This is a genomic window from Endozoicomonas sp. PH6C, from assembly GCF_059322965.1.
In genome coordinates this window covers 4,199,634-4,224,820 of record NZ_CP185342.1, presented here as the reverse complement: position 1 = coordinate 4,224,820, position 25,187 = coordinate 4,199,634, and the positions used below count along the sequence as shown (strand labels likewise).

Annotated in this window: 20 protein-coding genes; 17 read left to right on the top strand and 3 right to left on the bottom strand. The window is 49.3% G+C overall.

What is annotated here, in order from left to right:
- Positions 1–17: 17 nt before the first annotated feature.
- From murD to ACOMG9_RS16375, 15 genes are all read left to right on the top strand, one after another.
- On the top strand, positions 18–1,373 hold the full coding sequence (murD, locus tag ACOMG9_RS16445; RefSeq protein ID WP_494529107.1) for a UDP-N-acetylmuramoyl-L-alanine--D-glutamate ligase: 1,356 nt from the start codon (positions 18–20) through the stop codon (positions 1,371–1,373).
- Positions 1,370–2,557, top strand: a complete 1,188-nt coding sequence (gene ftsW / locus ACOMG9_RS16440) for a putative lipid II flippase FtsW (protein WP_448217679.1) — start codon at positions 1,370–1,372, stop codon at positions 2,555–2,557. Before murD ends, ftsW begins: the two co-directional genes overlap by 4 nt.
- On the top strand, positions 2,554–3,642 hold the full coding sequence (murG, locus tag ACOMG9_RS16435) for an undecaprenyldiphospho-muramoylpentapeptide beta-N-acetylglucosaminyltransferase (protein WP_422134518.1): 1,089 nt from the start codon (positions 2,554–2,556) through the stop codon (positions 3,640–3,642). The genes ftsW and murG overlap by 4 nt, the downstream gene beginning before the upstream one ends.
- The gene (gene murC, locus ACOMG9_RS16430) at positions 3,632–5,104 is read left to right on the top strand and encodes a UDP-N-acetylmuramate--L-alanine ligase (RefSeq protein ID WP_422138480.1); all 1,473 of its coding nucleotides are present in this window, start codon (positions 3,632–3,634) and stop codon (positions 5,102–5,104) included. The genes murG and murC overlap by 11 nt, the downstream gene beginning before the upstream one ends.
- 2 nt (positions 5,105–5,106) lie before the next feature.
- Positions 5,107–6,135 (top strand): D-alanine--D-alanine ligase, encoded by a 1,029-nt coding sequence (locus ACOMG9_RS16425; protein ID WP_448217677.1) that lies wholly within the window; start codon positions 5,107–5,109, stop codon positions 6,133–6,135.
- Positions 6,107–6,880, top strand: coding sequence for a cell division protein FtsQ/DivIB (locus tag ACOMG9_RS16420; RefSeq protein WP_448217676.1), 774 nt, complete (start codon positions 6,107–6,109; stop codon positions 6,878–6,880). The genes ACOMG9_RS16425 and ACOMG9_RS16420 overlap by 29 nt, the downstream gene beginning before the upstream one ends.
- Positions 6,881–6,965: 85 nt before the next feature.
- Positions 6,966–8,216 (top strand): cell division protein FtsA, encoded by a 1,251-nt coding sequence (gene ftsA, locus ACOMG9_RS16415; protein ID WP_494529106.1) that lies wholly within the window; start codon positions 6,966–6,968, stop codon positions 8,214–8,216.
- Positions 8,217–8,391: 175 nt separating this feature from the next.
- Positions 8,392–9,585, top strand: a complete 1,194-nt coding sequence (gene ftsZ / locus ACOMG9_RS16410) for a cell division protein FtsZ (protein WP_422134514.1) — start codon at positions 8,392–8,394, stop codon at positions 9,583–9,585.
- Between the two features lie 93 nt (positions 9,586–9,678).
- Positions 9,679–10,593: a UDP-3-O-acyl-N-acetylglucosamine deacetylase gene (gene lpxC / locus ACOMG9_RS16405; protein WP_422138477.1), complete on the top strand. Its 915-nt coding sequence runs from the start codon at positions 9,679–9,681 to the stop codon at positions 10,591–10,593.
- 348 nt (positions 10,594–10,941) lie between these two features.
- Positions 10,942–11,877 carry a M23 family metallopeptidase gene (locus ACOMG9_RS16400; RefSeq protein WP_422134512.1) on the top strand — a complete coding sequence of 312 codons (936 nt, stop codon included), beginning with the start codon at positions 10,942–10,944 and terminating at the stop codon, positions 11,875–11,877.
- 446 nt (positions 11,878–12,323) lie between these two features.
- On the top strand, positions 12,324–15,053 hold the full coding sequence (secA, locus tag ACOMG9_RS16395; RefSeq protein ID WP_448217675.1) for a preprotein translocase subunit SecA: 2,730 nt from the start codon (positions 12,324–12,326) through the stop codon (positions 15,051–15,053).
- Positions 15,054–15,189: 136 nt separating this feature from the next.
- Positions 15,190–16,467, top strand: a complete 1,278-nt coding sequence (gene aroA, locus ACOMG9_RS16390; protein ID WP_448217674.1) for a 3-phosphoshikimate 1-carboxyvinyltransferase — start codon at positions 15,190–15,192, stop codon at positions 16,465–16,467.
- 178 nt (positions 16,468–16,645) lie between these two features.
- A complete protein-coding gene (gene argJ, locus ACOMG9_RS16385) occupies positions 16,646–17,863 on the top strand; it encodes a bifunctional glutamate N-acetyltransferase/amino-acid acetyltransferase ArgJ (protein ID WP_422138474.1) in 1,218 nt (405 codons plus the stop codon).
- Between the two features lie 17 nt (positions 17,864–17,880).
- Positions 17,881–18,861, top strand: coding sequence for a Nudix family hydrolase (locus tag ACOMG9_RS16380; RefSeq protein WP_422138473.1), 981 nt, complete (start codon positions 17,881–17,883; stop codon positions 18,859–18,861).
- A 51-nt stretch (positions 18,862–18,912) separates the two neighbouring features.
- Positions 18,913–20,133 carry a hypothetical protein gene (locus ACOMG9_RS16375; protein ID WP_494529105.1) on the top strand — a complete coding sequence of 407 codons (1,221 nt, stop codon included), beginning with the start codon at positions 18,913–18,915 and terminating at the stop codon, positions 20,131–20,133.
- Here the strand turns inward: ACOMG9_RS16375 and yacG are convergent.
- Positions 20,122–20,319: a DNA gyrase inhibitor YacG gene (yacG, locus tag ACOMG9_RS16370; RefSeq protein ID WP_422134506.1), complete on the bottom strand. Its 198-nt coding sequence runs from the start codon at positions 20,317–20,319 to the stop codon at positions 20,122–20,124. The two genes, ACOMG9_RS16375 and yacG, sit on opposite strands and share 12 nt — an antisense overlap.
- 52 nt (positions 20,320–20,371) lie before the next feature.
- The gene (locus tag ACOMG9_RS16365; protein WP_422134505.1) at positions 20,372–21,292 is read right to left on the bottom strand and encodes an outer membrane protein assembly factor BamD; all 921 of its coding nucleotides are present in this window, start codon (positions 21,290–21,292) and stop codon (positions 20,372–20,374) included.
- 346 nt (positions 21,293–21,638) lie between these two features.
- On the opposite strand from ACOMG9_RS16365, the gene rluD reads away from it, so the two are divergent.
- Both rluD and pgeF read left to right on the top strand, forming a co-directional pair.
- Entirely contained in the window at positions 21,639–22,595 is a 957-nt protein-coding gene (rluD, locus tag ACOMG9_RS16360; protein ID WP_448217671.1) for a 23S rRNA pseudouridine(1911/1915/1917) synthase RluD, read from the top strand.
- A 64-nt stretch (positions 22,596–22,659) separates the two neighbouring features.
- Positions 22,660–23,400, top strand: coding sequence for a peptidoglycan editing factor PgeF (gene pgeF, locus ACOMG9_RS16355; protein ID WP_494529104.1), 741 nt, complete (start codon positions 22,660–22,662; stop codon positions 23,398–23,400).
- A gap of 42 nt (positions 23,401–23,442) precedes the next feature.
- Here the strand turns inward: pgeF and ACOMG9_RS16350 are convergent, their stop codons facing one another.
- Positions 23,443–25,083 carry an alkaline phosphatase D family protein gene (locus tag ACOMG9_RS16350; protein WP_448217669.1) on the bottom strand — a complete coding sequence of 547 codons (1,641 nt, stop codon included), beginning with the start codon at positions 25,081–25,083 and terminating at the stop codon, positions 23,443–23,445.
- Positions 25,084–25,187 lie beyond the last annotated feature (104 nt).

The following is a 25,187-nucleotide window of genomic DNA, read 5'->3' as shown; positions in this document are numbered from 1 at the left end:
CTCGGGAAAAAATCCGCGTGTCAGCACTGATAAGCTCAAATCGTACAAGGGTAGTCGTAGGACTCGGCAAGACCGGAATGTCCTGTGTGCGATATCTTGCTGAAAGACAACGCCCATTTAAAGTGATGGATACCCGGAATAACCCGCCAGGCATAGACGAACTCAAAACTGCTTTTCCGAATGTTCCTGTCCATCTGGGTGGATTGAACACTCAGTGGCTGAATGGAGCCGATGAGTTGATTCTCAGTCCCGGTATTGCTCTGGCTACTCCTGAGATTGCTGAGGCTGTAAGTAGAGGTGTTGAAGCCGTTGGTGATATTGAGCTGTTCTGTCGCGAGGTGAATAAACCTGTCGTTGCCATAACTGGCTCTAACGGCAAGAGCACGGTCACAACTCTGCTGGGAGAGATGGCTCAAGAGGCCGGTTTGGGTGTTGCTGTGGGTGGCAATATTGGTACTCCAGCTCTTGAGCTTCTTGAGAAAGAAAATGTCGATCTCTATATCCTGGAATTGTCCAGCTTCCAGCTGGAAACCACTCATTCTTTACGTGCAGCCGCCGCGACGGTACTGAATATCAGTCCTGATCATATGGATCGTTATGAGACCATGATGGACTACCATAAGGCAAAGCAGCGTATATACCGCGGTTGTATGCATGCGGTATACAACAAGCAGGATGCTCTGACTGTGCCTCTTCTTCCCCAGGTTACTCCCGCAACAGCGTTTACTTCCGGCAAGCCTGATTTACACGACTATGGCCTGATCGGGGATGAAGAAGGTATGTGGCTTTGTAAAGGTGTCGAAAGACTCATCAATACAGCGGTCATGAAGTTGCCGGGTCGTCACAATCAATTGAATGCACTGGCTGCACTGGCCCTGGGTGAGTCAGTGGGTATCCCGATGACACCCATGCTGAAGACTCTGAGCCGCTTCACAGGTCTTTCTCATCGATGCCAATGGGTAGCGGAAAAAAACGGTGTGGTCTGGATTAATGATTCCAAAGCCACCAATGTCGGTGCATCGGTTGCGGCCATTGAAGGTCTGGGTGAGACCCTGACCGGAAAAATTGTTCTCATTGCCGGTGGGGACGGCAAGGGGGCGGACTTTAATCAGCTGAAACAGCCATTACAAAAGTTCGGTCGTGAGCTTGTGCTGATAGGGCGTGACGCACCTGATATTGATAAAGCCGTCAATGGCGTTATCCCGGTTCAATATGTTAAGAGTCTGGCTGCTGCAGTAGATCGTGCCTGCGAAGTCAGTGAAAGCGGTGATGCGGTCCTGCTGGCTCCTGCTTGTGCCAGTTTTGATATGTTCGAGAGTTTCGAGCAGCGTGGCGATACCTTTATGACTCTGGTCAGGGAGCGTCTTGCATGACTTTACACCAGAAGTTTCTCAGCGAAATAAGATCGCCTTTTACAGGCCGCCGTGGCAGTGTTCTTGATCTGCCGCTGCTGGGTGCTGTGCTGGGACTTCTTGTGATTGGTTTGATTATGGTCAGTTCCGCTTCTATGGAAGTGGCGGGCAGTCTTTATTCCAATCCGTTTTATATCCTCATCAAGCAGGCTTTTTTTGTTTTCGTCGGACTGTCGCTGATGGGTGTCATTTTGATGGTTCCGGTGACAACTATTGAGAAATACAGCTGGCTTTCACTTTTTGGTGGTCTGGGGCTGCTGCTGGCTGTGTTGGTTGTGGGTCGGGAGGTCAATGGCAGTGTTCGCTGGATTCCTCTGGGCTTTTTCAATCTGCAGGCATCAGAAGCGGCCAAATTGATGATTGTCGTTTACCTTGCGGCCTACCTGGTGCGTCGGTTGGAGGAAGTCAGAACCAGATGGACAGGCTTTTTCAAGCCTATGACTATTCTTTTTGTCTCATCTCTACTGTTGCTGATGGAGCCAGACCTTGGAGCGCTTGTGGTGTTGATGGGCGCTTCCATGGGAATGATTTTTCTGGCAGGCGCCAGACTCTGGCAATTCGTTATTCTGTTCCTGGTGCTGGTTGGGTCTATTGCCGCCCTGATTGTTTTTGAACCTTATCGCATGGCACGCCTGGCTTCTTATATGGACCCCTGGGCTAATGCTTTTGGTAGTGGCTATCAGTTGACTCAGTCCCTGATTGCTTTTGGGCGAGGTGAATGGTTTGGTGAGGGATTGGGTAATAGTCTGCAAAAGCTGTTCTATTTACCGGAAGCTCATACAGATTTTGTCTTTGCCGTTCTGGCTGAAGAGTTTGGTGTCCTTGGAGCAGTCTCTGTCCTGACTCTGATTCTGTTTATTTCCTGGAGAGCGCTGCAAATCGGTTACCGGGCAGAAGCAAAAAAACTTCTGTTTCATGGCTACGTTGCCTATGGAATCGGCTTGTTGTATAGCAGTCAGGCGTTGATCAATATTGCTGTAAATACCGGGTTGCTGCCCACAAAAGGTTTGGCGTTGCCTCTGATCAGTTATGGGGGTAGTAGCCTGTTGATAAACTGCCTGGCTTTTGGATTGTTGCTGCGGATTGATTATGAACGACGGCAGTTTAATGTCAAAACAGATAATAAAAGCAGGGGAGTGTCATGAGTACTACTGACAAACCTACTGTTTTAATAATGGCGGGTGGTACCGGTGGGCATATTTTCCCGGCGCTGGCCACTGCCAGAGAACTTGAGAGGCGTGGCTACACTATTCACTGGTTGGGTACGGCCAACAGTATGGAAGCTGAACTGGTGCCGCGCCACGGATTTGAAATCAGCTTTATCCCGGTCACCGGATTGAGAGGTAAAGGCTTGAGCTTTTTACTAAAAGCGCCCTGGAAGCTCGCTGTTTCACTGTTTCGTGCCTTGAAAGTGATTCGAAGCTGCAAGCCTGTGTGTGTTCTGGGAATGGGTGGCTTTGCAACAGGACCGGGTGGGGTGGCCGCACGTTTGTCGGGTGTTCCCCTGGTGGTTCACGAGCAGAATGCGATTGCAGGCTTCACGAACAAGGTTTTATCAAGAGTTGCCCGCAAAGTATTGTTGGCTTTTCCCGGTGCTTTTGGTCCAGAGAGTGGCTCTGGCAAATTTATTCTGACCGGTAATCCGGTGAGAGCCGATATTGCAAATCCGGATTTACCTTCCCAACTGAATGGCAGGGCTCTAAGGCTGTTGGTGGTTGGTGGCAGTAGTGGCGCTGTAGCCATCAACGAGCTGGTTCCAAAAGTACTCACCCGGTTTAAAGGTCGCTTCGAGGTTTGGCATCAAACTGGCAGAAATAATCTCGATGCTACCCGTGAGTCTTATCGTGCTTTGGGTGTGGAGGGGCGCGTAGAACCCTTTATCGATGATATGGCTGGTGCCTATGAGTGGGCTGATCTGGTGATTTGTCGCTCTGGAGCCCTCACCGTTTCAGAGCTGGCGATGGCCCGAAGAGCGGCCCTGCTGGTGCCTTATCCCCATGCTGTTGATGATCATCAAACGGTCAATGGTCAGTACCTGGTTAATCAGGGGGCCGCCATGATGGTGCAGCAGAAAGAACTGAGCGAAACCTGTCTGATCAATATGTTAGAGAATTTTGTGGGCAATCCTGAGCAGCTGGTGACTATGGCCAGGGCTGCAGGCAGTGTCGCCAGGCCTATGGCGGCTGTGGAAGTAGTTGATCATTGTCTGGAGGTGGCTCATGCCCGCTAATAAGCCTATTTTTCCTGTGGCTCCTATACCTGAAATGCGTCGTATAAAAAATATTCATTTTGTTGGCATAGGTGGTTCGGGCATGTGCGGCATCGCAGAAGTGCTTAAGAACCAGGGGTATCAGATCTCTGGATCAGATATTCAACGCTCACCGGTAACCCAACGTTTGGAAGATCAGGGAATTAAAGTCTTTATTGGTCATCAAGCTGCGAATGTTGAGGGGGCGGATGTAGTGGTCACTTCTACAGCAGTCGCTTCGGAGAATCCGGAAGTGGTTACGGCAAGAGAGCTGCGTGTACCCGTAGTCCCCAGAGCTGAGATGCTGGCGGAACTGATGCGCTACCGTCATGGTATCGCAGTGGCAGGCACCCACGGCAAGACTACCACGACCAGTCTGTTGGCCTCGGTGTTGGGCTATGGTGGTCTGGATCCTACTTTTGTGATTGGCGGTCGTCTGAATTCAGCCGGTACCAATGCCAAGCTGGGAGGCAGTCGCTACCTCGTGGCAGAAGCGGATGAGTCAGATGCATCTTTCCTGCATCTGCAACCGATGGTTTCTATTGTCACCAACATTGATGCAGATCATATGGCTACCTACGAAGGAAGCTTTGACAAGTTAAAGAAAACCTTTGTGAGTTTTCTTCACAACCTGCCATTTTATGGTCTGGCTGTGGTCTGTACAGACTGTCCTGTGGTAAAAGAACTGTTACCATTAATTAAACGACAAGTTATTACTTATGGTGAAAGTGAGGGGGCCGATTTCCGGGCTGTTAATATTCAGCAAAAGGGTATGAAGACCTCTTTTGAGCTGGAGCGGAAATCTAAAGGCAATAAAAAGGTAAAAGTTGAGCTGAATATTCCAGGCCGTCACAATGTTCTCAATGCACTTGCCACTTTTATAGTTGCATCGGATGAAGGAATGCCTGATGAAGTGATCTGTGAAGGACTCAGGCAGTTCCAGGGTGTTGGCAGACGATTCCAGGTGCAGGGGTACTTTCAGACTGAGTCTGCCCAGATGATGCTCGTTGATGATTATGGGCACCACCCGACAGAGGTGGCGGCAACGATCAAGGCTATCCGCGCTGGATGGCCAGACAGGCGGCTGGTTATGGTTTATCAGCCACACCGCTATTCGAGAACCCGGGATCTTTACGAAGATTTCGTTGAGGTGCTGTCCCAGGTGGATGTCTTACTTTTGATGGAAGTCTATCCGGCAGGAGAAGAGCCGATTCCGGGTGCAGATACACGAAGCCTCTGTCGAAGTATTCGTCAAAGAGGCCAGCTGGAGCCTATCTTTATCTCCAGTCCTGATGAAGTTAGTACTGTTTTGCAAGGTGTTGTTGAAGACAATGACCTGGTTTTGACCCAGGGGGCCGGAGATATCGGTGCTTTGGCTGTGAGACTGACAACAGAGCTGGGTGAAAAACTGGACGATATAATTCAGGACGGAAAGGTAGCTTAAAGATGTATAGCCAGGACCAGGGTCAAGTTGCCATTGATGCAGACAGTGATGAGCTAAAAAGAGTATTCGGTAAAGTCGCGGTATTACTGGGTGGTTGTTCAGCTGAGCGGGAAGTAAGTCTTGCATCTGGTAAACGAATCTTTGAAGCCCTGAAAACCAGTGGCATAGATTGTTGTCTTATTGATCCAATCGAGGGGCTGGTCTCACAGCTGGTGGAACAGAAGCCTGATCGCGTTTTTATTGCTTTGCATGGTCCCCGCGGTGAGGATGGTACGGTGCAGGGACTGCTTGATCAAATGGATATTCCTTATGCGGGCAGTGACATTATGTCTTCAGCATTGGCCATGGACAAATACAGAAGCAAACTGCTCTGGCAAGCGGTTGGTTTACCCACCCCGGACTTTATGCTGATTGAGCAGGCTGAAAGCCTTGATTGCTGTGCAGAAATATTGCCGGCTTTCGTAAAGCCCAGTTTGGAAGGCTCCAGTGTAGGGATTACAAGGGTTGATCGGGAGCAGGATCTGTTGCCAGCCTGGGAGCAGGCTTCAAAATACGGTGGTTCTGTGCTGGTGGAGCAGTTTATTGATGGTCCTGAATATACGGTTTCGATTCTCAATGGTCAGCCTTTGCCTGCTATTCGAATCGAATCGGCAGAGTCTTTTTATGATTATGACGCTAAATATGTTTCAGGAAATACTCAATACCACTTACCCAGTGGTCTGTCTGAAAGCAAGGAGCAAGAACTTCAGGCTCTGGCACTGACCGCTTTCGAAACACTGGGTTGCTCTGGTTGGGGTCGAGTCGACTTTATGCAGGACGAAAGAGGACGCTTCTGGCTGCTTGAGGCAAATACTGTACCTGGTATGACTGAAACGAGTCTTGTTCCTATGGCCGGAAAGTCAGTGGGTTTGAGCTTTGAAATATTGGTTCTGGAGATTCTGAAGTCGTCCCTGTTACCGGCTCGTCAGAAAGAGGGTGGAGGAATAAAGGGAAGCAAAGAGCTTGTTCAAACTGAATCAGAAGCCACTTGACGACTCTGGCAGGCGCGGTCGTGGGGCGAGTCGGGGAATAGAGAAAAAGCTGGCTCGGCCCGGATTGTGGAGACGCTGGTTAGGATTGACTGTCATCTGTGTTCTGGCCGTGTCTTTGCTCTGGATTTGGCCGACATTGATGATGTGGGTTAATCAGCCGATAGCACGGGTGGAAGTGCGTTCTACGTTCAATTATCTGGAACGTGGTGATGTTGAAAAACAGCTGGCCCCCTGGTTGGTCAATCGGTTTTTTTACCTTGACCTGGAAGAGATGAGAAGGGCTGTCCTGGATATGCCCTGGGTAAGGGAAGCCAGTCTGCGACGTGAGTGGCCGGATACTCTGATCGTCAGTCTGGAAGAGCGAAAACCGATTGCCCGTTGGCAGGATGACGGTTTGATTGATGAAGACGGAGAAGTTTTCAGACCCGGATCTCTGGAGGCCTTCAGTAAGCTGCCAAAGCTGGCAGGGGTGGAGGATCGTTCTCAGGATATAATGCAGCAATACCTGGCGTTTAGTCAGGTGATCAGGCCCCTGGGAGTTGCCGTTAGAGAGTTGCGGCTCAGTACAACGGATTCCTGGTGGCTGAAAGTAGATCACGTTGATGTCAATCTCGGGCGTGATCGCAGAATGGAAAGATTGCAGCGTTTTATCAGGTTGTATTATGCAAGGCTCGATGATCGCTGGCAGGATGTAAAGCGCGTTGACTTGCGCTATTTGAATGGGGCTTCGGTGGCCTGGAAATAGTCATGAAAACGTCATTATGCGTTTTCGTGGCAACACTGGAGTAGTGGGTTCGGCGCACTGACTATTTTGGTCAGAGTGGTTTGGGATGATAGATGCCATGACAGCGGCAGATAACGGAAATTTAATAGTCGGACTCGACATTGGAACTTCCAAAGTTGTAGCGATCGTCGGTGAGATAACCGCAGATGGCCAGCTGGAAGTGATCGGGATCGGCTCACATACCTCACGGGGTCTGAAGCGTGGTGTTGTTGTCAATATTGACTCTACAGTCCATGCCATAAAAAGGGCTGTGGAAGAGGCTGAGTTGATGGCCGGTTGTCAGATTCACTCCGTTTACGCCGGCATCGCAGGTAATCATATACGCAGCCTGAACTCCCACGGAATTGTTGCTATCAGGGAGAGAGAGGTTACCAGTGCCGATATTGACAGGGTGATTGATGCCGCCCAGGCTGTTGCCATTCCGGCAGATCAGCGAATTCTTCATATTTTGCCTCAGGAATATGTGATTGATACCCAGGAAGGTGTGAAGGAACCATTGGGCATGTCAGGAGTGCGTCTGGAAGCGAAAGTGCATCTGGTGACCTGTGCTGTCAATGCAGCGCAGAATATTGAGAACTGTATTAAACGATGTGGTCTTGAAGTAGACGACATTATTCTGGAGCAGTTGGCTTCGAGCTATTCAGTGCTTTCAGAAGATGAGAAAGAGCTCGGTGTGTGCATGGTTGATATTGGAGGTGGCACCACCGATATTGCTATCTTCACTGAGGGAGCCATACGACATACGGCAGTTATTCCTATAGCGGGTGATCAGGTCACCAATGATATTGCCATGGCTCTGAGAACACCCACTCAGCATGCTGAAGAACTTAAGATCAAATATGCCTGCGCTCTTACCCAACTGGCGCGTGCTGAAGATATGATCAAGGTTCCGAGTGTTGGAGACAGGGCAGCCAGAGAGCTATCTCGACAGTCGCTGGCAGAGGTGGTTGAGCCAAGATACGACGAGCTGTTTACACTGATTCAGGCGGAATTGAGACGAAGTGGTTTTGAAGATCTCATTCCGGCCGGTATCGTGCTGACGGGTGGTACGTCCAAAATGGAGGGTGCCGTAGATCTGGCAGAAGAAATTTTTCACATGCCGGTCAGGCTCGGCATGCCTCAGGCCATTCAGGGGTTGACAGATGTCGTTTGTAATCCTATTTATGCAACAGGTGTCGGCCTGCTTCACTATGGTTTGAAAGCTCAACAGGAAGGGCGAAGGGAAACGGCCAGTTTCAGCAGACAGGAAGAAAGTCTGTTCAATCGGCTTAAAAAATGGTTTCAAGGTCAATTCTGATTGAGGGTTGGGTAGCAATCAACAGAATTAATCCTGCAGAAGGCAATGGCTTGATTGTCATTGGCTAAACAGGGGCACACTGTATGCAGGGTGTTCCTGCAGGAAAGTGATTGAAGTTTAATGGCATTTAATATTCAGAAAATATCCTGTTTACGGTGACAGAAAGGAGAGAGCCATGTTTGAACTGGTGGATAATGTTCCGCAGGAAGCGGTGATAAAGGTTGTAGGCGTAGGTGGCGGTGGCGGTAATGCAGTCTGCCACATGTTGAACAGTCGGCTGGAAGGTGTTGAGTTTATCTGTGCTAATACGGATGCCCAGGCTCTGAAAAAACAGCACCTTCAGGCTCATACCCATCTGCAACTGGGAGCCAATATTACTCGTGGCCTCGGGGCTGGAGCAAATCCGGAGGTCGGTCGTGATGCAGCGATGGAAGACAGAGACCGTATTTCTGAAGTGTTGGCGGGCTCTGACATGGTTTTCATCACTGCCGGTATGGGAGGAGGTACAGGTACCGGTGCTGCTCCGGTTGTGGCTGAAATTGCCAGAGAGATGGGGGCTCTGACCGTAGCGGTGGTGACCAAGCCGTTTTCTTTTGAAGGTCGCCGCAGAATGACAGTGGCTGAAGAGGGGCTGAATCAGTTAAAAGAGAGCGTAGACTCCCTGGTCTGTATTCCTAATGAGAATCTTCTGCCTGTTTTGGGTCGTGATGTCAGTTTGCTGAACGCTTTTGGTGCAGCAAATGACGTACTGCTGGGCGCAGTTCAGGGTATTTCAGAATTGATTACCCGTGACGGCCTGATTAATGTTGACTTTGCTGACGTCCGGACTGTTATGTCTGAAATGGGCATGGCTATGATGGGTACAGGTTCAGCCACAGGCAGCAACAGAGCGATTGAAGCGGCCGAGCGAGCTATCCGAAGTCCTCTCCTGGAAGACGTCAACCTTCAGGGGGCTCGCGGAGTGTTGGTTAATATTACTGCTGGTCTCGATCTTTCTGTGGGTGAATTTCATGAAGTGGGTGACACTGTTCGTGAATTTGCTTCCGATAATGCCACCACTGTAGTAGGTACAGTTATCGATCCGGAAATGACGGATGAATTAAGAGTGACTGTTGTTGCCACTGGTCTGGGAGACAGTGACGAAAAGCAGGAACAGTCCCTTAAGGTGGTTGATGGTTCCAAGCCAAGGGCGACCCGTCCAGACGGTACCCTGAACCTCAAGGAGCTTGATATTCCTCCTCATGTTCGCAAGAAAGCAGCTGAACAGCCCGAGGTAGAGGAAGCTGAAAAGCCCCGCAGGCAAGCACCATCAACTGACAATGTGGATTACCTGGATGTACCGGCGTTTTTGCGCCGACAGGCTGATTGAATCAATGACCGGTTGTGTCATGTGTAACTTTTGTTACAATAAGTCGTTGAATTCAAATAACAGGGGCCTTTGAGGTCGCGGAATAGCGTTATCATGATCAGACAGCGTACCCTGAAAAATATTATTCGAGCTACGGGAGTGGGGTTACATTCCGGTGAGAAGGTCTATTTGACTCTTAAGCCGGCTCCCGTCGATACCGGCATTATCTTCTGTCGCACAGATCTTGATCCTGTGGTGGAAATTCCTGCTCGTGCAGAAAATGTCGGAGAAACTACCCTGTGTACCTCTTTGCAGAAAGACGGTGTTCGGGTAGACACCGTTGAACACCTGCTTTCGGCAATGGCTGGTCTGGGAATCGACAATGCTTATGTCGAATTGAGCGCCCATGAAGTTCCGATCATGGACGGTAGCGCGGGACCTTTTGTTTTCCTTATCCAGTCTGCTGGTATTCAGGAGCAGGAGGCAGCCAAGAAATTTATCCGTATCAAGAAAGAAGTGACCGTCACTGATGGTGAGAAAACAGCTACTTTCAAGCCTTATGACGGCTTCAAAGTCAGTTTTACTATCTATTTTGACCACCCTGTTTTCAAAGGTCGTTCACAGACCTCTGAGATTGATTTTTCCAGTACTTCTTTCGTAAAAGAAGTCAGCCGTGCCCGTACCTTCGGATTCATGCGTGACGTTGAGTATCTGCGTTCACAGAATCTGGCTTTGGGAGGCAGTGTTGACAACGTTGTAGTGGTTGATGACTACCGTATTCTGAACGAAGACGGATTGCGCTACCATGATGAGCTGGTTAAACACAAGATTCTGGACGCCATCGGTGATCTGTACCTATTAGGTAATAGTCTGGTTGGCCAGTTCGTTGGCTACAAGTCCGGACACGAATTAAACAATAAGCTGGTCCGTTCTCTGCTGGAGAATGAAAAAGCCTGGGAAGTAGTGACATTTGAGGATACTGAAGTGGCACCGATTTCCTACCTTAAGCCGGCTGCGGTTACTGCTTAACTCATATAGTCACCTTTCATTGAAGGTCGCAGAAGCGACCTTTTTTGGAATCTATACTGGTTAAATGAGGCATCTGGTTTTTAAAGATTTACCTGAATCTGAAAACCATCAAGAGTGAAGAAAACAAGAATGTGGGAGAACGACAGCAAAGTGACTTTTTTACCAGGGTCAAATATTGCTGACATGGTTGTGTCGATTCTCCATGACTGAATAGCGCTATCCTGTTTCAAGACAGGATGTGGATATGACGCTCTATCGCCTTTTGCATTGAAGCCCGGGTGATGAGCAGTGATTTCCATGATAATGAGTTAATAAGGTTGAATCATTGGGAGTACAGGGCTTCCTAGAATGAAAGTCATTGTTGTAAAGCAAGATCACTCTCGAACACAATCGTTCAGAGTCACAAGCAAGCGGCTGGCACTGGCTGCTTTTTCCGCGGTTTTTCTCTGCATGATGCTGGGTGGAGGTATTACCTATCTTTTCCTCAATTCGAAATCTGGCGTTGTCCTGACTGAAGAGGGCCTGCAAGAATGGCGGACAGTCCTGAGCGGACAGAGAAAAGAAGTTGAAAATGTTCGTCTTGCTGCAGAACGTCAAATTGATGCCCTGACCATTCGTCTGGCAGAGTTACAAGGGCGGATTACCCGACTGGATGCTGTTGGCGAGAGACTAACCATTGCTGCGAAACTGGATGATGGCGAGTTTTTCTTCGATGAAGTGCCGGCTATTGGTGGCCCGGAAGCGCTGCCTTCCAATGAATCTATCTATTCAATGCCCCCGCTTATTGATGCTATTGATCAACTTTCTGAGCAGATAGACAGCAGAGAGCAGCAGTTTGATATTCTGACCAGCCTGGTCTCTAACAGGACCATGAGTAATGATGTCTTTGTGGCAGGGCTTCCTGTCAAGAAAGGTTGGCTTTCTTCTCGTTTTGGTCAGAGAGCAGATCCTTTTACCGGAAAATTATCCTGGCATTCAGGTATTGATATGGCCGCTGTAAATGGTTCTGACATTATTGCTGTGGCTGCCGGTGTCGTGACCTGGTCAGGTGATCGCTCTGGCTATGGGCTTATGGTTGAGGTTAACCATGTTAATGGCTATGTGACACGATATGCGCACAATTATTCCAACGAAGTCAAGGTGGGCGACATCGTTACTCGAGGTCAGGTTATTGCTAAAGTAGGAAGCACAGGTCGTTCAACAGGGCCGCATGTTCACTTTGAAGTGATTCGCAATGGTAAGCATGTGGATCCACAGCGCTACATTTATCGGGCAAGCAAGTGATCTTTCCTGACAAGAACAAAGCGCTCCTCATATTGCTGGTATTTCCGATCCTTTTTCATGACTTGTTTTTCGATGAATCTCACTGCCCGATTATTCAGTGCTGATCCTGCGAGTTGTCAGCGAAAAAGTAGCGCTCTTCCCTTGAAAGACTTCTTTCCAGTCCCTATATCCTTTACTGATGAGTGTAAATGTCTGTAAGGTTTGGATTTTTCTGCCTTTAATCCAGATTGTTGCAAACGTCTGGCGTTGACGTCAGTCAATAAAAAACCATCTTAAGCTTTACGTTTATGGCTTATAAAACATTAAGGGCCAGATTTATAGCTAATATGGATGAGACTTTTGTGTGATTGTCATAGAATATTTGGCTGTTCTTAAGCTTGTCTGCCCACCCGGGATTGTCGGCAAGAGAGGCAGCCCCGGAATCAGAGTGAGACTGTAACCAATCTATGTTAGCTTCGTTAGTCAAAAAAATTATCGGCAGCCGGAATGATCGCCAGCTGAAACGCATGGGCAAGCTGGTCAAACAGATCAATGCTCTGGAAGATCAACTGTCTGGTCTCAATGATGAAGAGCTCAGGGGGCGGACTCAGTCCCTCAAGGATCGCTATCAGCAAGGCGAAAATCTTGATGACTTGCTGCCCGAGGCCTTTGCTGTCGTCAGAGAGGGCAGTAAACGCAGCATGGGCATGAGACATTTTGATGTCCAGCTGATCGGTGGCATTACTCTTCACGAAGGTCGCATCGCCGAGATGAGAACCGGTGAAGGTAAGACACTGATGGCGACACTGCCTGTTTACCTGAATGCCATCACAGGTAAGGGTGTTCATGTTGTTACCGTTAATGACTATCTTGCTCGTCGAGACGCCCAGTGGATGAGTGCTCTTTATGAGTTTCTTGGCCTGACAGTCGGAGTAGTTGTTCCCCAGCAGTCTCCTGAAGAGAAAAGGGCTGCTTATCAAGCTGACATTACCTACGGAACCAACAATGAGTTTGGCTTCGATTATCTTCGTGACAATATGGCGTTTCGCAAGGAAGATAAGTTTCAGCGTGAATTGCACTATGCTGTTGTCGACGAAGTGGACTCCATCCTGATTGATGAAGCCCGAACGCCACTCATTATTTCCGGTCCGGCGGAAGATTCCTCTGAACTCTACAAACAGATGAACAAACTGGCTCCTCAGCTGAAAAAACAGGAAGAAGAACTCGGAGAAGGTGAAGAGCCAACCGGTCATTACCTGCTGGATGAAAAGACCCGTCAGGTTGAGCTGACCGAGATCGGCCATTTGTTTATTGAAGAGCAATTGCAGAAGCTGGGACTCCTGCCTGAAGGAGAGAGTCTCTATTCTGCCCATAACCTGAATATGCTTCATCATGTGAATGCAGCGTTGAAAGCTCATGTCCTGTTCATGCGAAATGTTGAGTACATTGTGGCCGACGGCGAAGTGCTGCTGGTTGATGAGCACACGGGAAGAACCATGCCGGGCCGTCGTCTCTCTGAAGGTCTGCATCAGGCACTGGAGGCTAAGGAAGGACTGAATATTCAGGCTGAGAGTCAGACCCTTGCCTCGACAACCTTCCAGAACTACTTCCGACTCTACGAAAAGCTTTCTGGTATGACCGGTACAGCGGATACAGAAGCTTTCGAGCTTCGCCAGATTTATGGTCTGGACGTTATTGTTGTCCCGACCCATAAACCAATGGTACGTGAGGATGGTAACGATCTGGTTTATCTGACCATTGAAGAAAAGTACGAAGCGATCATTGCAGACATCAAGGAAACCGTTCAGCAGGGGCGTCCTGTTTTGGTGGGTACTGCATCTATTGACGCTTCCGAACTCCTGTCCAATGCCTTGAATAAGGCCAGGATCCCTCACAATGTTCTTAACGCCAAATTTCACGAGAAGGAGGCCGAGATCATTGCCCAGGCGGGGCGTCCGGGTGCTATTACCATTGCTACCAACATGGCGGGTCGTGGAACTGACATAACCTTGGGTGGTAGCTGGGAGGCCGAGCTATCAGCCGTTAAAAATCCAGATCAGCAGCAGGAAGACCAGATCAAGTCTGAATGGCAGAAGCGCCACAAGGCCGTTCTGGCAGCCGGTGGTCTGCATATTATCGGTACTGAGCGTCATGAATCCCGCCGTATCGATAATCAGCTGCGTGGCCGGTCCGGTCGTCAGGGGGACCCAGGTTCTTCCCGTTTTTACCTGTCTCTGGAAGATAACCTGATGCGTATCTTTGCCTCTGACCGGGTGAAGAACTTTATGAAAGCACTGGGTATGGAAAAAGGTGAAGCTATCGAGCACCGAATGGTGACCAATGCGATTGAAAAAGCCCAGCGCAAGGTTGAGGGTCGTAACTTCGATATTCGAAAGCAGTTGCTGGAATATGATGACGTCGCCAATGATCAGCGCAGAGTGGTCTACAAACAGCGTGATGAGCTTCTGAATTCTGAAAACGTGCAATCCAGCATTGATAGCATGAGATCTGAAGTGGTCAGCGATGTCATTTCCCAGCACATCCCACGCGAGAGTCTTGAAGAGCAATGGGATGTGAAAGGTCTCGAGCAGAAGCTTGGGGCTGAACTGGCTATCCATTTGCCGATCCAGAAGTGGCTGGATGAAGATGACAAGCTGGAAGAAGAAGGTCTGAGAGAGAAGATTCTGGCTGAGGTCATCTCCAACTACAAGCAGAAAGAAGAACTGGCGGGTGGCGAGTCCCTGAGGAACTTCGAGAAACATATCCTGTTGCGTGTACTGGATGACAAGTGGAAAGAACACCTTGCGACCATGGATCACCTGCGTCAGGGCATCCACTTAAGAGGTTATGCCCAGAAGAACCCCAAGCAGGAATACAAACGTGAAGCCTTTGAGTTGTTCCAGTCCATGCTGGAAGATATCAAAACGGACACCATTCGTATCCTTTCTCATGTTCAGGTTCAGCAGGATGACAAAACCGAGGAAATGGAGGAGCAGCGTCGTCAGGAACTGATTCGTCGTATGCAGTTTCAGCATGAGCAGGCGCATGTTATGGAAGATCATTCAGGGAAAGAAGGTGAACTGCCAGAAGGTGTAACCGAACCTTTCGTTCGAGAAAGTCGCAAAGTCGGCCGAAATGAACCCTGTCCCTGTGGCTCCGGCAAGAAGTATAAACAGTGTCACGGTAAAATAGTTTGATATTGACCCGTTATTTTAAAGAAAACAGGCCGCTTTGCGGCCTGTTTTCTTTTATGGACTGTTTTAAACCGGCTGATTTATCGAGGCATTGGGGTATAATTAATTTTTACTATCATTCGGCCAGTTAAGAAGTCCAATGGAGCAACTTGTTTTAAAGCCCATTTCCCGCGTGCAAGGGGAAGTCTCTATTCCTGGCTCAAAAAGCCTGTCCAACCGTATTTTACTGCTTGCTGCACTGGCAGAAGGTACAACCACCATCACCAATCTTCTGGATAGCGATGACGTTCGCTATATGCTGAAGGCTCTGAAAGCAATGGGTGTCCAGTATCGACTGTCAGATAACAATACAGTTTGCAAAGTCATCGGACTGGCTGGCCCGCTCGGTTCTGGTGAAAGCCTGACTCTGTTTTTGGGAAACGCCGGCACTGCCATGAGGCCATTGACGGCAGCCTTGTGCCTGGGGCAAGGAGAATACACCCTGACGGGTGAACCCCGAATGTATGAGCGACCTATCGGCGATCTGACTTCCTGTCTTGAGCAGGCCGGTGCAAACATCGAGTACCTGGGTGAGAAAAACTTTCCACCTCTGAAAGTCCTTGGTTCGGGCCTGAAGGGAGGAGAAGTCAGCATCAGGGGAGATATCTCCAGTCAGTTTCTGACAGCAATGCTCATGGCAGCACCATTAGCATCAGATAAAACGTTCATCACGATTGAAGGTGAACTGGTTTCCAAACCCTATATCGATATCACTCTCTCGGTTATGGAGCGCTTTGGTGTTAATGTCCAGAATAATGAATACCAGAACTTTGTCGTAGAAGGGGGGCAGGCTTACCGATCCCCGGGTGAAATTATGGTAGAAGGAGATGCTTCCTCGGCTTCTTACTTTCTGGCAGCTGCAGCAATCGGAGGTAAGCTGAAAGTTCATGGAACCGGTAATGCCAGTGTGCAGGGCGATGCCCGATTTGCTGAAGTACTGGAGCAAATGGGCGCTAAAGTCACCTGGAGTGACAACTGGATTGAAGTAGAAAAAGGTGAGCTTAAAGGTGTGGATATTGATCTGAACCATATCCCAGACGCAGCCATGACCATTGCTACTACTGCTCTGTTTGCCAGGGGCCAGACGGCTATTCGAAATATTTACAACTGGCGGGTCAAAGAGACTGACCGGCTTTCAGCGATGGCGACCGAGCTTCGTAAAGTGGGAGCTGAAGTTGAAGAAGGTGAAGATTACATTGTGATTAATCCCCCTGAGCAGATTCAGTCTGCAGTCATTGATACCTATGATGATCACAGAATGGCCATGTGTTTTTCCCTGGCGGCATTCGGTGGCAGTCCAATTACCATCAATGATCCTGGGTGCACCTCAAAGACCTTCCCGACTTATTTTGAGATATTTGAAAAAATCGTTGGATAATGAATAACAAAATGTAAATGGTTAGCTATAAGTGTATTTCGCATAGGTCAGTTGAATCAATGCTCTCTGGCCCGATTCTCTGTGTCCGTTATCAGGATTATTGAACCCGGGAGGTAGCCGGGTTGAAGGGATGGCGTGGGCAGCGAATTGGAATGAAAAAAGAGGAGATGGAGAAACCATGGCAGTAGGATCAGGAAGCTGGCCGGAAATGCATCCAGTAAAAGGCTTTCGTCTGGGGACAGCAGAGGCAGGTATCAGGAAGCAGGATCGTAAGGATCTTGTGATTATGAACTGGGATCAGGGTGCTTCTGTTGCCGGTGTTTTCACTCTAAACCGTTTTTGTGCTGCTCCTGTCCATCTGGCCAGGCGTCGCATTAACCGTTTGCCTGAGTATTTTGTTATTAATACTGGCAATGCTAATGCGGGTACCGGTGAACAGGGAATGGCGGATGCCACCGAGGTCTGTCGTGCATTGGCTGAATTTGCCAGGGTGCAGGAAGATCAGGTGCTGCCTTTTTCAACCGGTGTGATTGGCGAGCCTCTCCCCGTTGGCAAAATTGTTTCTGGCCTGCCCACTGCTTTCTCGGATTTGAGTGAAGATGGCTGGCACAGAGCCGGAGAAGGCATACTGACGACCGATACCCGCCCCAAAGGTGCCAGCCGACAGTTTGAAGTTGACGGTAAACGTTACACGGTAACGGGAATCAGCAAAGGGTCGGGCATGATCAAGCCGAATATGGCCACCATGCTGGCTTTTATGGCCACAGATGTTTCCGTAGATGAGACTGTTTTACAAAGCCTTCTGTCTGATGCTGTTAATTTGTCGTTCAATAGAATTTCAGTAGATGGTGATACTTCCACCAATGATTGCTGCATGCTGGTAGCCACGGGCAAGGCCGGAAATGAATCCATAATGCAGTCTCAGGGGCCTTTGTACCAAGCTCTGAAAGAGGCTGTTGAAGAGGTAGCTATGACACTCGCACAGGCTATTGTCAGAGATGGAGAAGGCGCTACCAAGTTTGTAACCATTCAGGTTGAACAGGCGAGCAGTGTCGTTGATGCCCTTGAAGTTGCTTATACCATTGCCCACTCTCCACTCGTCAAGACTGCATTATTTGCCAGTGATCCGAACTGGGGCAGGATTCTTGCTGCTGTGGGAAGAGCTGAGATCGAAGAGCTAAAGATTGATAAGGTTTCCATCTGGCTAGACGACGTTTGCATTGTGCAAGATGGGGGTGTTGCCTGCTCTTACACCGAAGCGGAAGGTGAGCGTGTAATGAATCAGGAAGAGATACTGATCCGTGTTCAGCTGGGGGCAGGTACTATCACGGAAACACTCTGGACTACTGATCTTTCCCATGAGTATGTTCGAATCAATGCTGAATATCGAACTTGAAAACAGGGCAGTAGGTGATGTCTTCAGAAAATCAGGCGAGTGTCAGGAAGGTGGTGCATGTTGCGGTGGCAGTTATTCGCGGGGATGATGGACGAATTCTTATAGCACGGCGACCGAATGATAAGCACATGGGTGGCTACTGGGAGTTTCCGGGTGGCAAGGTGGAAGAGGGAGAGTTCGTTACGGCAGCCTTGAATCGTGAACTTAAGGAAGAACTGGATGTTGAGGCAAATCAGTTCCGAAAGTTGATTTCGATTCGGCATGATTACCCGGACAGGTCTGTCTGTCTCGATACCTGGTGGGCGAACGATATCATTGGCCAGCCTCGTGGTAATGAGGGTCAGGAGATCCGATGGGTCGATCTGAAAGAGTTACCCGAGCTGAACTTTCCTCCGGCTAATGGTCCCATCGTTACGGCAGTCCTGTTACCAAATCGCTATATGATCACCGGTAAGTTTGATGTGGCTGCTGAGCTTCTGGAAAAAGTGAGTTACCAGCTTGAGCAGGGAGTAGAGCTGATACAGTTTCGGGCTCCATGGCTGGATAAAGGAACCTATCAGCATTTAGCCAGAGAGCTGCATCACCTTTGTCGGGAAACCGGGGCCAGCTTGCTTCTTAAAGGTGAGCCTGAACTACTGGCCAATAGCTGGTGTGACGGTATCCATCTTACCTCGAAACAGCTTCAGCAGGAGGGTGTTGATTGGCGAAGTGCTTCTCGTTCTGGTCAGTGGCTGGCAGCTTCCTGTCATAATCAGGAACAAATCGATCGGGCGGTATCACTGGGTGTCGATTTTGTAACACTCTCTCCGGTTATGTCGACACAGACGCATCCGGGCTGTGAAACCTTAGGAATGGAAAAAGCTGCAGAGCTGACAGAGCGTTGCCCATTGCCTGTGTTCTGGTTGGGGGGGATGCAGCTTGCTGATCAGGAGCAGTTCATAGACCGGGGAGCCCAGGGGTTGGCTGCCATCGGTGCTTTCTGGTCGCAAACTTATTGAGGCCGTATACTAGTCTTAATTTAAGATTAAAGACTTCTTGCAGGGAAGCAAATGTCTCACTCTAATATCGGACCTGGTGGCAACAAATCAACATCAGTTTTGCCCGCTGATTCAACATTCCAATCCCCGTCAACTGCTGGCAGTGACTCACTGGGTAGAACAGTAGGTTCACTGGGGAATCTGCCTGGTACCGAAGGGCTGGATGAAGAGGCCTCAATGCTGGGGCAGCGTCCTGTTCAGGATCGGGCGGTTGCTTATTTCGAAGAGACCGGGCAGGTTGGCAGAAATATTCTTCCATCCATTAATGACAGGCCCTTTGGTGAATATTGGGAGGAGCTCCCCGGACAGATTCACCGGGGAGTTGTTGCTCACCGGTTCATGCGGATCAAAACAGATTCGAGAGGGGCCGGGAGAGAATCAGATTCTACTAAAGCTGAAAAAAAGGAAGAGTTTTGGCATGTCAAAACACTCGGGTATGAATCGGGTGCTGAAAAGTTTAAACGGTTGCTGCAAAAAGTGATCCACCTGATCACTGGAAAATCTTACAAAGCCCGTTTTTATGATGATCGAAAAGTGTTGGCCCAGAGGGAGTGCCTTGCTGCCGCAGCCTACAAACAAGTCATGGGTTACGGGCAAGAGTACATTCATCGCTACAGTCTGGACGAAAAAAATCAGGATCATTGTGTAGCTTCTAAAGACCTGAAAGGCTTCTACCCTGGCAATACCTTCTTTCAACAAACATTATTCCCTTCTATTTGTCAGTTTACTGATGATCATAACCCGGTTACCAATCTTGTCATGAGGCGATTTCTTCTGGGCGATCAGGACTATCTGAAACTTGATAATTACCTCTTCAAGCATGCCGAAGATGACGAGCTGCTGACTGGTAAGTTAGTCAGTATTGATTTCGGTATGTCCTTTTATAATCGATTTTCCCTCCCCAGGAACTGTTCCATTGATGAATTTAGCCAGAGTCTTTTGCGTCCTTCAAAATTGCACAGGTTTCAATATCGAGGTAAGAAGACACTATTGACAATGGTTGAGCAGATGCCGCCAGAGCAAGTGGGACGATCGATAAAGTTAGCTTTGGAGAGAATTACCAGACTGTCGGATCAGCAGTTGAGCGAGCTGGCTGAACATATGCACCAGCCAGAGCTTCGTGAGGTAATGTATCAAGTCCTCAAGTTCAAACGTTCTCAGGCAGAAGCCCTGTTGAACCTGAGATCCTGGCCTGTGAAACCAGGAGCTGGTGGGGGCTTATCAGTGCTTTAAATGGTCATCAATGTCGCTGGTCATCAGATCATCGAAAGCAGGGTTTCCGGGTATCGAACGCTCTTCATTCGCCCAGGCTCCAAGATCAATCAGCTTGCATCGTTGGGAGCAGAAGGGTCGAAACCCGTTTTCTTTCTTCCATTCTACTTTTTTGCCGCATTTCGGGCACTTCACAGTTGTTGGCATTGAATTACTAAACCAGAAGGTGGAGTGGCCTCCTGCTGGAAGCCACAGGGAATTACTGTTTGTTCCCGGGAGGTTGGGGAGCAACCGGGGTCTGCGCTTTCTGCTTTTCAATACCTGAATCACCCAGCAGGCCAAAGGTCACGGTATAAAGCAGCGAGGGATCGACATCACCGAAGGACTGGTAGCCGATGAATTCACCCTGTTCATTGAGTAGATTCGAATTCGGGAAATTCAGCTTTAAGACCTCAAGGGTTTCATTCGCGGGCTCTATCAGGCCCAGTCGCTGATAACCTTCCACCATGATACCCAGTGCGGGTTCTACCGCCGGGGTCTTCTGCATATTTTCAACAACATACTTGCCACGGTTCACAGCCGCTACATAGGCTTTGCGTTTCAGGTAGTAATTGGCTGCATGAATCTCATAATCAGCCAGACGATTTCTCAGGGCTACCATCCGCTGACGGGCATCTGGTGCGTATTTGCTGTCCGGGTAGCGCGTCAGCAATTCACGAAACTCATTGAAGGATTGGCGAGCCTGACCAGGATCACGCTTTGTGTTGTCTAATGGCAGGTAGCGCTCGATGAGACCCATGGAGGCCGTGTTAGAAGCCAGACCTTTCATATAATAGGCATAGTCTGCATTGGGGTGCTGCGGGTGCAGGCGAAGGAAACGATCCGCTGCTGCTCTGGCGGCTTCAGGCTCTACATTCATGAAATAGGCATAAACCAGGTCCAGCTGAGCCTGTTCTGCAAAAGAGCCGAAGGGGTAGCGTGACTCCAGTGTCCGCAGATACTCTACAGCCTTTGTATAACTCTGGTTATTCAGGGACTGGTTGGCCATCTGGTAGAGTTCGGCCTCAGTCAGGGATTCCGGAAGCGTCTTTTTTTCGGGGCTTGATGAGCATCCTGCCAGAACCACCGCAGCAAGGATCAGAAATATCAGGCGCGAATATGTGGTTTTCAGTATTGTCATGGTATTTACAGTTTCCGTACTCCGGCATGATTGTGAGGAAATAGGGCGTACAGGCCTCCCCTGAACTTATAACAGGGAGGCAGGCCGATAAAGTTTTGAGCATAGCTCAGCCAGACCTGATGATGTGATAAACTACCCGCCTTTGATCAACTAATTTAAACACAGTCCGCTGTAAAACGAAAAGAAACTGGTTCTATTAATAATCATTCAACTGCTTTCGGGAGGTTGGAAATTTTTATTAACCTGTTCCGGTGCAGCATCTGGCCTTCGGCGGCTGAGATTTTTTGTCCGGGAGCAGGGTCGGGAATAATGCCCGCTCAGGCTCCTGTTACTTGAGAAGTAGTTAATGAGTGAGCGGATCAATCAGCAGGTCGTCGTACCTGATGAACTGGGGAGCAAGAGACTGGACCAGATTGCAGCCAGCTGCTTTCCGGACTTTTCCAGGGCACGCCTTCAGGAGTGGATCAAGAATGGCGATCTGCGAGTGGATGGCCAGAAGAAAAAGCCTAAAGACAAGCTGGTCGGTGGCGAGAAGCTGACTCTCAGCGTTGAAGTCGATGATGAAGAACGTTGGGAACCTGAAGATATTCCATTGAATATCATTTACGAAGATGATGTCATCCTGGTCATTAATAAACCGGTGGGACTGGTTGTTCATCCTGCGGCAGGAAATTACTCAGGTACCTTGTTGAATGGCTTGTTATATCATTATCCGGAGATAGCCTCTGTACCCAGGGCCGGAATCGTGCACCGTCTGGATAAAGATACTTCAGGACTGATGGTGGTAGCCAAAACTCTGGCCGCTCATACCGATCTGGTGGCTCAGCTTCAGGACCGAAGTGTAAGTCGAGAGTATGAGGCCGTGACTCAAGGTGTTATGACGGCGGGCGGGACGGTTAATGAACCCATTGCCCGTCACCCGACCCATCGTCTTCGTATGGCGGTGATGCCCGGTGGCAAAGCCTCTGTAACTCATTACCGGGTTCTGAAGAAGTTTAATGCTCATACCCATGTCCGCTGTAAACTGGAAACGGGCAGAACTCACCAGATCAGAGTGCATATGAGCTATATTCGCTTCCCGCTGGTAGGGGATGATCTGTATGCTGGCCGTCTGAGAATTCCCAAGGGGTGTTCTGCCATCCTGGAAGAGACTCTGAGGAGCTTCAAACATCAGGCGCTTCACGCCAGAAAGCTGGGTCTTATGCACCCGGTGTCCGATGACTACATGGAGTGGGAAGCGCCCTTACCGGATGACTTTTCAGCGCTTCTGGAAGTATTAAAAGAAGATGTTAAAGAGTCCTGAGCAGGATTTGCTGTTTTATGAGTGAACTCATGCTCCCAGGGCGTTGCAATAGAGAGAACTGAACATGTCTGAAGATCGTTACCTGCTCCCGGACTGGTCTGCGCCAGAAGGTGTCAGGGCTTTTGTCACCCTCAGAACCGGCGGGTACAGTCAGGGAGCTTTCAGCAGCTTCAATCTGGGGCTGCGGTCTGGTGATGATCCTGATGTGGTAGCAAAAAACAGAGCATTGCTCGACGACCATTATCAATGGCGGTACAGGCCGCAGTGGCTCAAACAGGTTCATGGTACTGATGTAATAACGGCCCAGCCGGATAACTCAGAAAGAGAAGGTGATGCGGTTTGGACAGATAAGCAGGGGTTACCCTGTGCCGTCTTAACTGCAGATTGTCTTCCGGTTATTTTTTGCAACTCGTCCGGCACCCGTGTTGCCGTTTCTCACGCCGGTTGGAAAGGGCTTCAGGCTGGTGTACTGGAAGCCACAGTTAAAGCTATGGGCGATGAGCCTGGCCAGGTGATGGCCTGGTTGGGTCCAGCTATCAGTCAGTCTCATTTTGAAGTGGGACCTGAAGTTCGCGACGCTTTCCTGAATTCTGATCCGCAAATGGAAACGGCTTTTATTCCCGGTCAGGGTGATCGCTGGTATGGGGATCTCTATGAACTGGCAAGGCTTCGGTTACATAAATTGGGTGTAACAGAAGTCAGTGGCGGCAATTTCTGTACTTATAAGGAAAATGACCGTTGGTTCTCTTACCGAAGGGATGGCGTCCAGTCCGGACGTTTAGCCACAGTGGTCTGGATTGAATAGGCAGGAAGAGCTCTCAATGAGAGTTCTTCCTGTCATTGACTGCTAGCTGTAATAGCGCTGCCTCAGTCCTTCAAATAAATTGGCCAGATCAGGTGCTGGAGCAGGTGACTCTGCGGGAGCGCTTTCTGACCAGGATCTGTGGATATGATTGGCATCATCATTCTGCTTATAAACTCTCTTCAGGTAGTGGTTGTAGTTTCTGCTGGCAACAGTGTCTACATGATACCAGTGGGCTTTCGTTCGACTATGAGTGATATCCAGCAGCACATAGCCTTTCTCGCTCTGGTTGGTCCATTTAAGGTTTGGCAGAGCACCGTCAAGGGCCGCTGACGCTATTTTGGCAAGACCCGTCTTTTCAGAAAATCCGGATGTAACTGCGGGGGTTCCAAATTCTCCACCCAGTGCGCCAAAACCTGAAATCCGTCCGTAGTGAGGGAAGCGCGGTTCAGGTGCCAGATCAAATGCCCACGAGCTGTGAGTATCGCCGGTCAGTACCATCAAGTTATTGATGCCCTGATTTTGAATATGATCAAACAGACGCTGTCGGGATGCCTGATAACCATCCCATTGATCCATAAGGATAGGAAGGTCCGGATTGAGAGTGAGCTGTGACATCATGACCTGCTGTCCCAGTGCCCGCCAGCGAACCCCTTCATTCATGGATTGACTTAAGCCATTATGCAACCATTGTTCCTGATCTGCTCCCAACAGGCTTCTTGATGGATCTTTAGCGGCTTTGGCATTCAATGGCAGAGCCTGCCGGTCTCTGCCAGTCAGTCGGGTATCCAGCATAAAGAGATCCATCAGGTCACCAAAGCGGAACCTTCGATAAATGGTTCTTTGTCCAAACTGGTCAACAATGCCACTCTCTCTGATAGGCATCCATTCAAAGTAAGCCTGAACTGAATCATTGCGGCGTGATTCCCAGGCTCCTTCACCCAGGTTATGGTTTTGAGCTCCACCTTGCCATGAGTCATTGGCGGATTCATGATCGTCCCAGACGCAGATGAAAGGATGCTGACGGTGAACTTCCTGCAAATCCGGATCGGATCGATACTGGGCGTAGCGTTGTCGGTAGTCCTGAAGTACTGTTATTTCTTTCGCAGGAATCGGGTTCCGGCCAAGGCCGTTGTTTGTCCCATAACCACCAGGACCGTACTCATAGATGTAGTCTCCAAGGTGCAGTACGGCATCCAAATCAGGTCTCCGGGCTATTTCCCGGTAGACGTTAAAGTAGCCCGCCGGGTAGTTGGAGCAGGAGCAGAATGCCAGTCGCAGACTGTTCAGGTGGCCTTCTGGCAAGGTTCGTGTTCTGGCCACCGGCGAAGGTTTTCCATTGGAAAAGAATCGGTAGTAGTAAACAGTGCCAGACACCAGACCGTCTGCATCAACCTTAACGGTGTAGTCAACATGTGGTCCGGTAACGCCTTCGCCGGACCGGACTATCTGGTTCATCTGTGGGTCAAGGGCCATTTCCCAGGAATAGGGAACGATAGCCTGTTGAAAGTCCGGGTCTGCATCGGGTGTGATCCGGGTCCAGAGGATCACTCTATCAGCCAGAGGATCGCCACTGGCTACTCCGTGCTGAAAAGGTTGGTGGCTGCTCGCAAACGTCTTGAGCAACGGCAATGTAGCAATCCCCAGGGCGGCTCCCTGAAAGAAACGTCTTCTTGTTATAGCCATATTCAATCCATGACAGGTGTTTTTTAAAATTGTCATGGCAGGATAAAAGCGCAATGTGTCAGTATGAAGAAGGTTTTTTGACAAAGTCTGAGAAAGAGCAAAAA

Excerpts from the sequence above, each read along its gene's own strand:
- ftsZ (WP_422134514.1), top strand. The coding sequence starts at position 8,392 with ATGTTTGAACTGGTGGATAATGTTCCGCAGGAAGCGGTGATAAAGGTT.
- ACOMG9_RS16400 (WP_422134512.1), top strand. The coding sequence starts at position 10,942 with ATGAAAGTCATTGTTGTAAAGCAAGATCACTCTCGAACACAATCGTTC.
- ACOMG9_RS16350 (WP_448217669.1), bottom strand. The coding sequence starts at position 25,083 with ATGGCTATAACAAGAAGACGTTTCTTTCAGGGAGCCGCCCTGGGGATT.
- ftsA (WP_494529106.1), top strand. The coding sequence starts at position 6,966 with ATGATAGATGCCATGACAGCGGCAGATAACGGAAATTTAATAGTCGGA.
- argJ (WP_422138474.1), top strand. The coding sequence starts at position 16,646 with ATGGCAGTAGGATCAGGAAGCTGGCCGGAAATGCATCCAGTAAAAGGC.
- murG (WP_422134518.1), top strand. The coding sequence starts at position 2,554 with ATGAGTACTACTGACAAACCTACTGTTTTAATAATGGCGGGTGGTACC.
- ftsW (WP_448217679.1), top strand. The coding sequence starts at position 1,370 with ATGACTTTACACCAGAAGTTTCTCAGCGAAATAAGATCGCCTTTTACA.
- ACOMG9_RS16380 (WP_422138473.1), top strand. The coding sequence starts at position 17,881 with ATGTCTTCAGAAAATCAGGCGAGTGTCAGGAAGGTGGTGCATGTTGCG.
- murC (WP_422138480.1), top strand. The coding sequence starts at position 3,632 with ATGCCCGCTAATAAGCCTATTTTTCCTGTGGCTCCTATACCTGAAATG.
- yacG (WP_422134506.1), bottom strand. The coding sequence starts at position 20,319 with ATGCCAACAACTGTGAAGTGCCCGAAATGCGGCAAAAAAGTAGAATGG.
- aroA (WP_448217674.1), top strand. The coding sequence starts at position 15,190 with ATGGAGCAACTTGTTTTAAAGCCCATTTCCCGCGTGCAAGGGGAAGTC.
- ACOMG9_RS16425 (WP_448217677.1), top strand. The coding sequence starts at position 5,107 with ATGTATAGCCAGGACCAGGGTCAAGTTGCCATTGATGCAGACAGTGAT.
- ACOMG9_RS16365 (WP_422134505.1), bottom strand. The coding sequence starts at position 21,292 with ATGACAATACTGAAAACCACATATTCGCGCCTGATATTTCTGATCCTT.
- rluD (WP_448217671.1), top strand. The coding sequence starts at position 21,639 with ATGAGTGAGCGGATCAATCAGCAGGTCGTCGTACCTGATGAACTGGGG.
- pgeF (WP_494529104.1), top strand. The coding sequence starts at position 22,660 with ATGTCTGAAGATCGTTACCTGCTCCCGGACTGGTCTGCGCCAGAAGGT.
- ACOMG9_RS16375 (WP_494529105.1), top strand. The coding sequence starts at position 18,913 with ATGTCTCACTCTAATATCGGACCTGGTGGCAACAAATCAACATCAGTT.
- lpxC (WP_422138477.1), top strand. The coding sequence starts at position 9,679 with ATGATCAGACAGCGTACCCTGAAAAATATTATTCGAGCTACGGGAGTG.
- secA (WP_448217675.1), top strand. The coding sequence starts at position 12,324 with ATGTTAGCTTCGTTAGTCAAAAAAATTATCGGCAGCCGGAATGATCGC.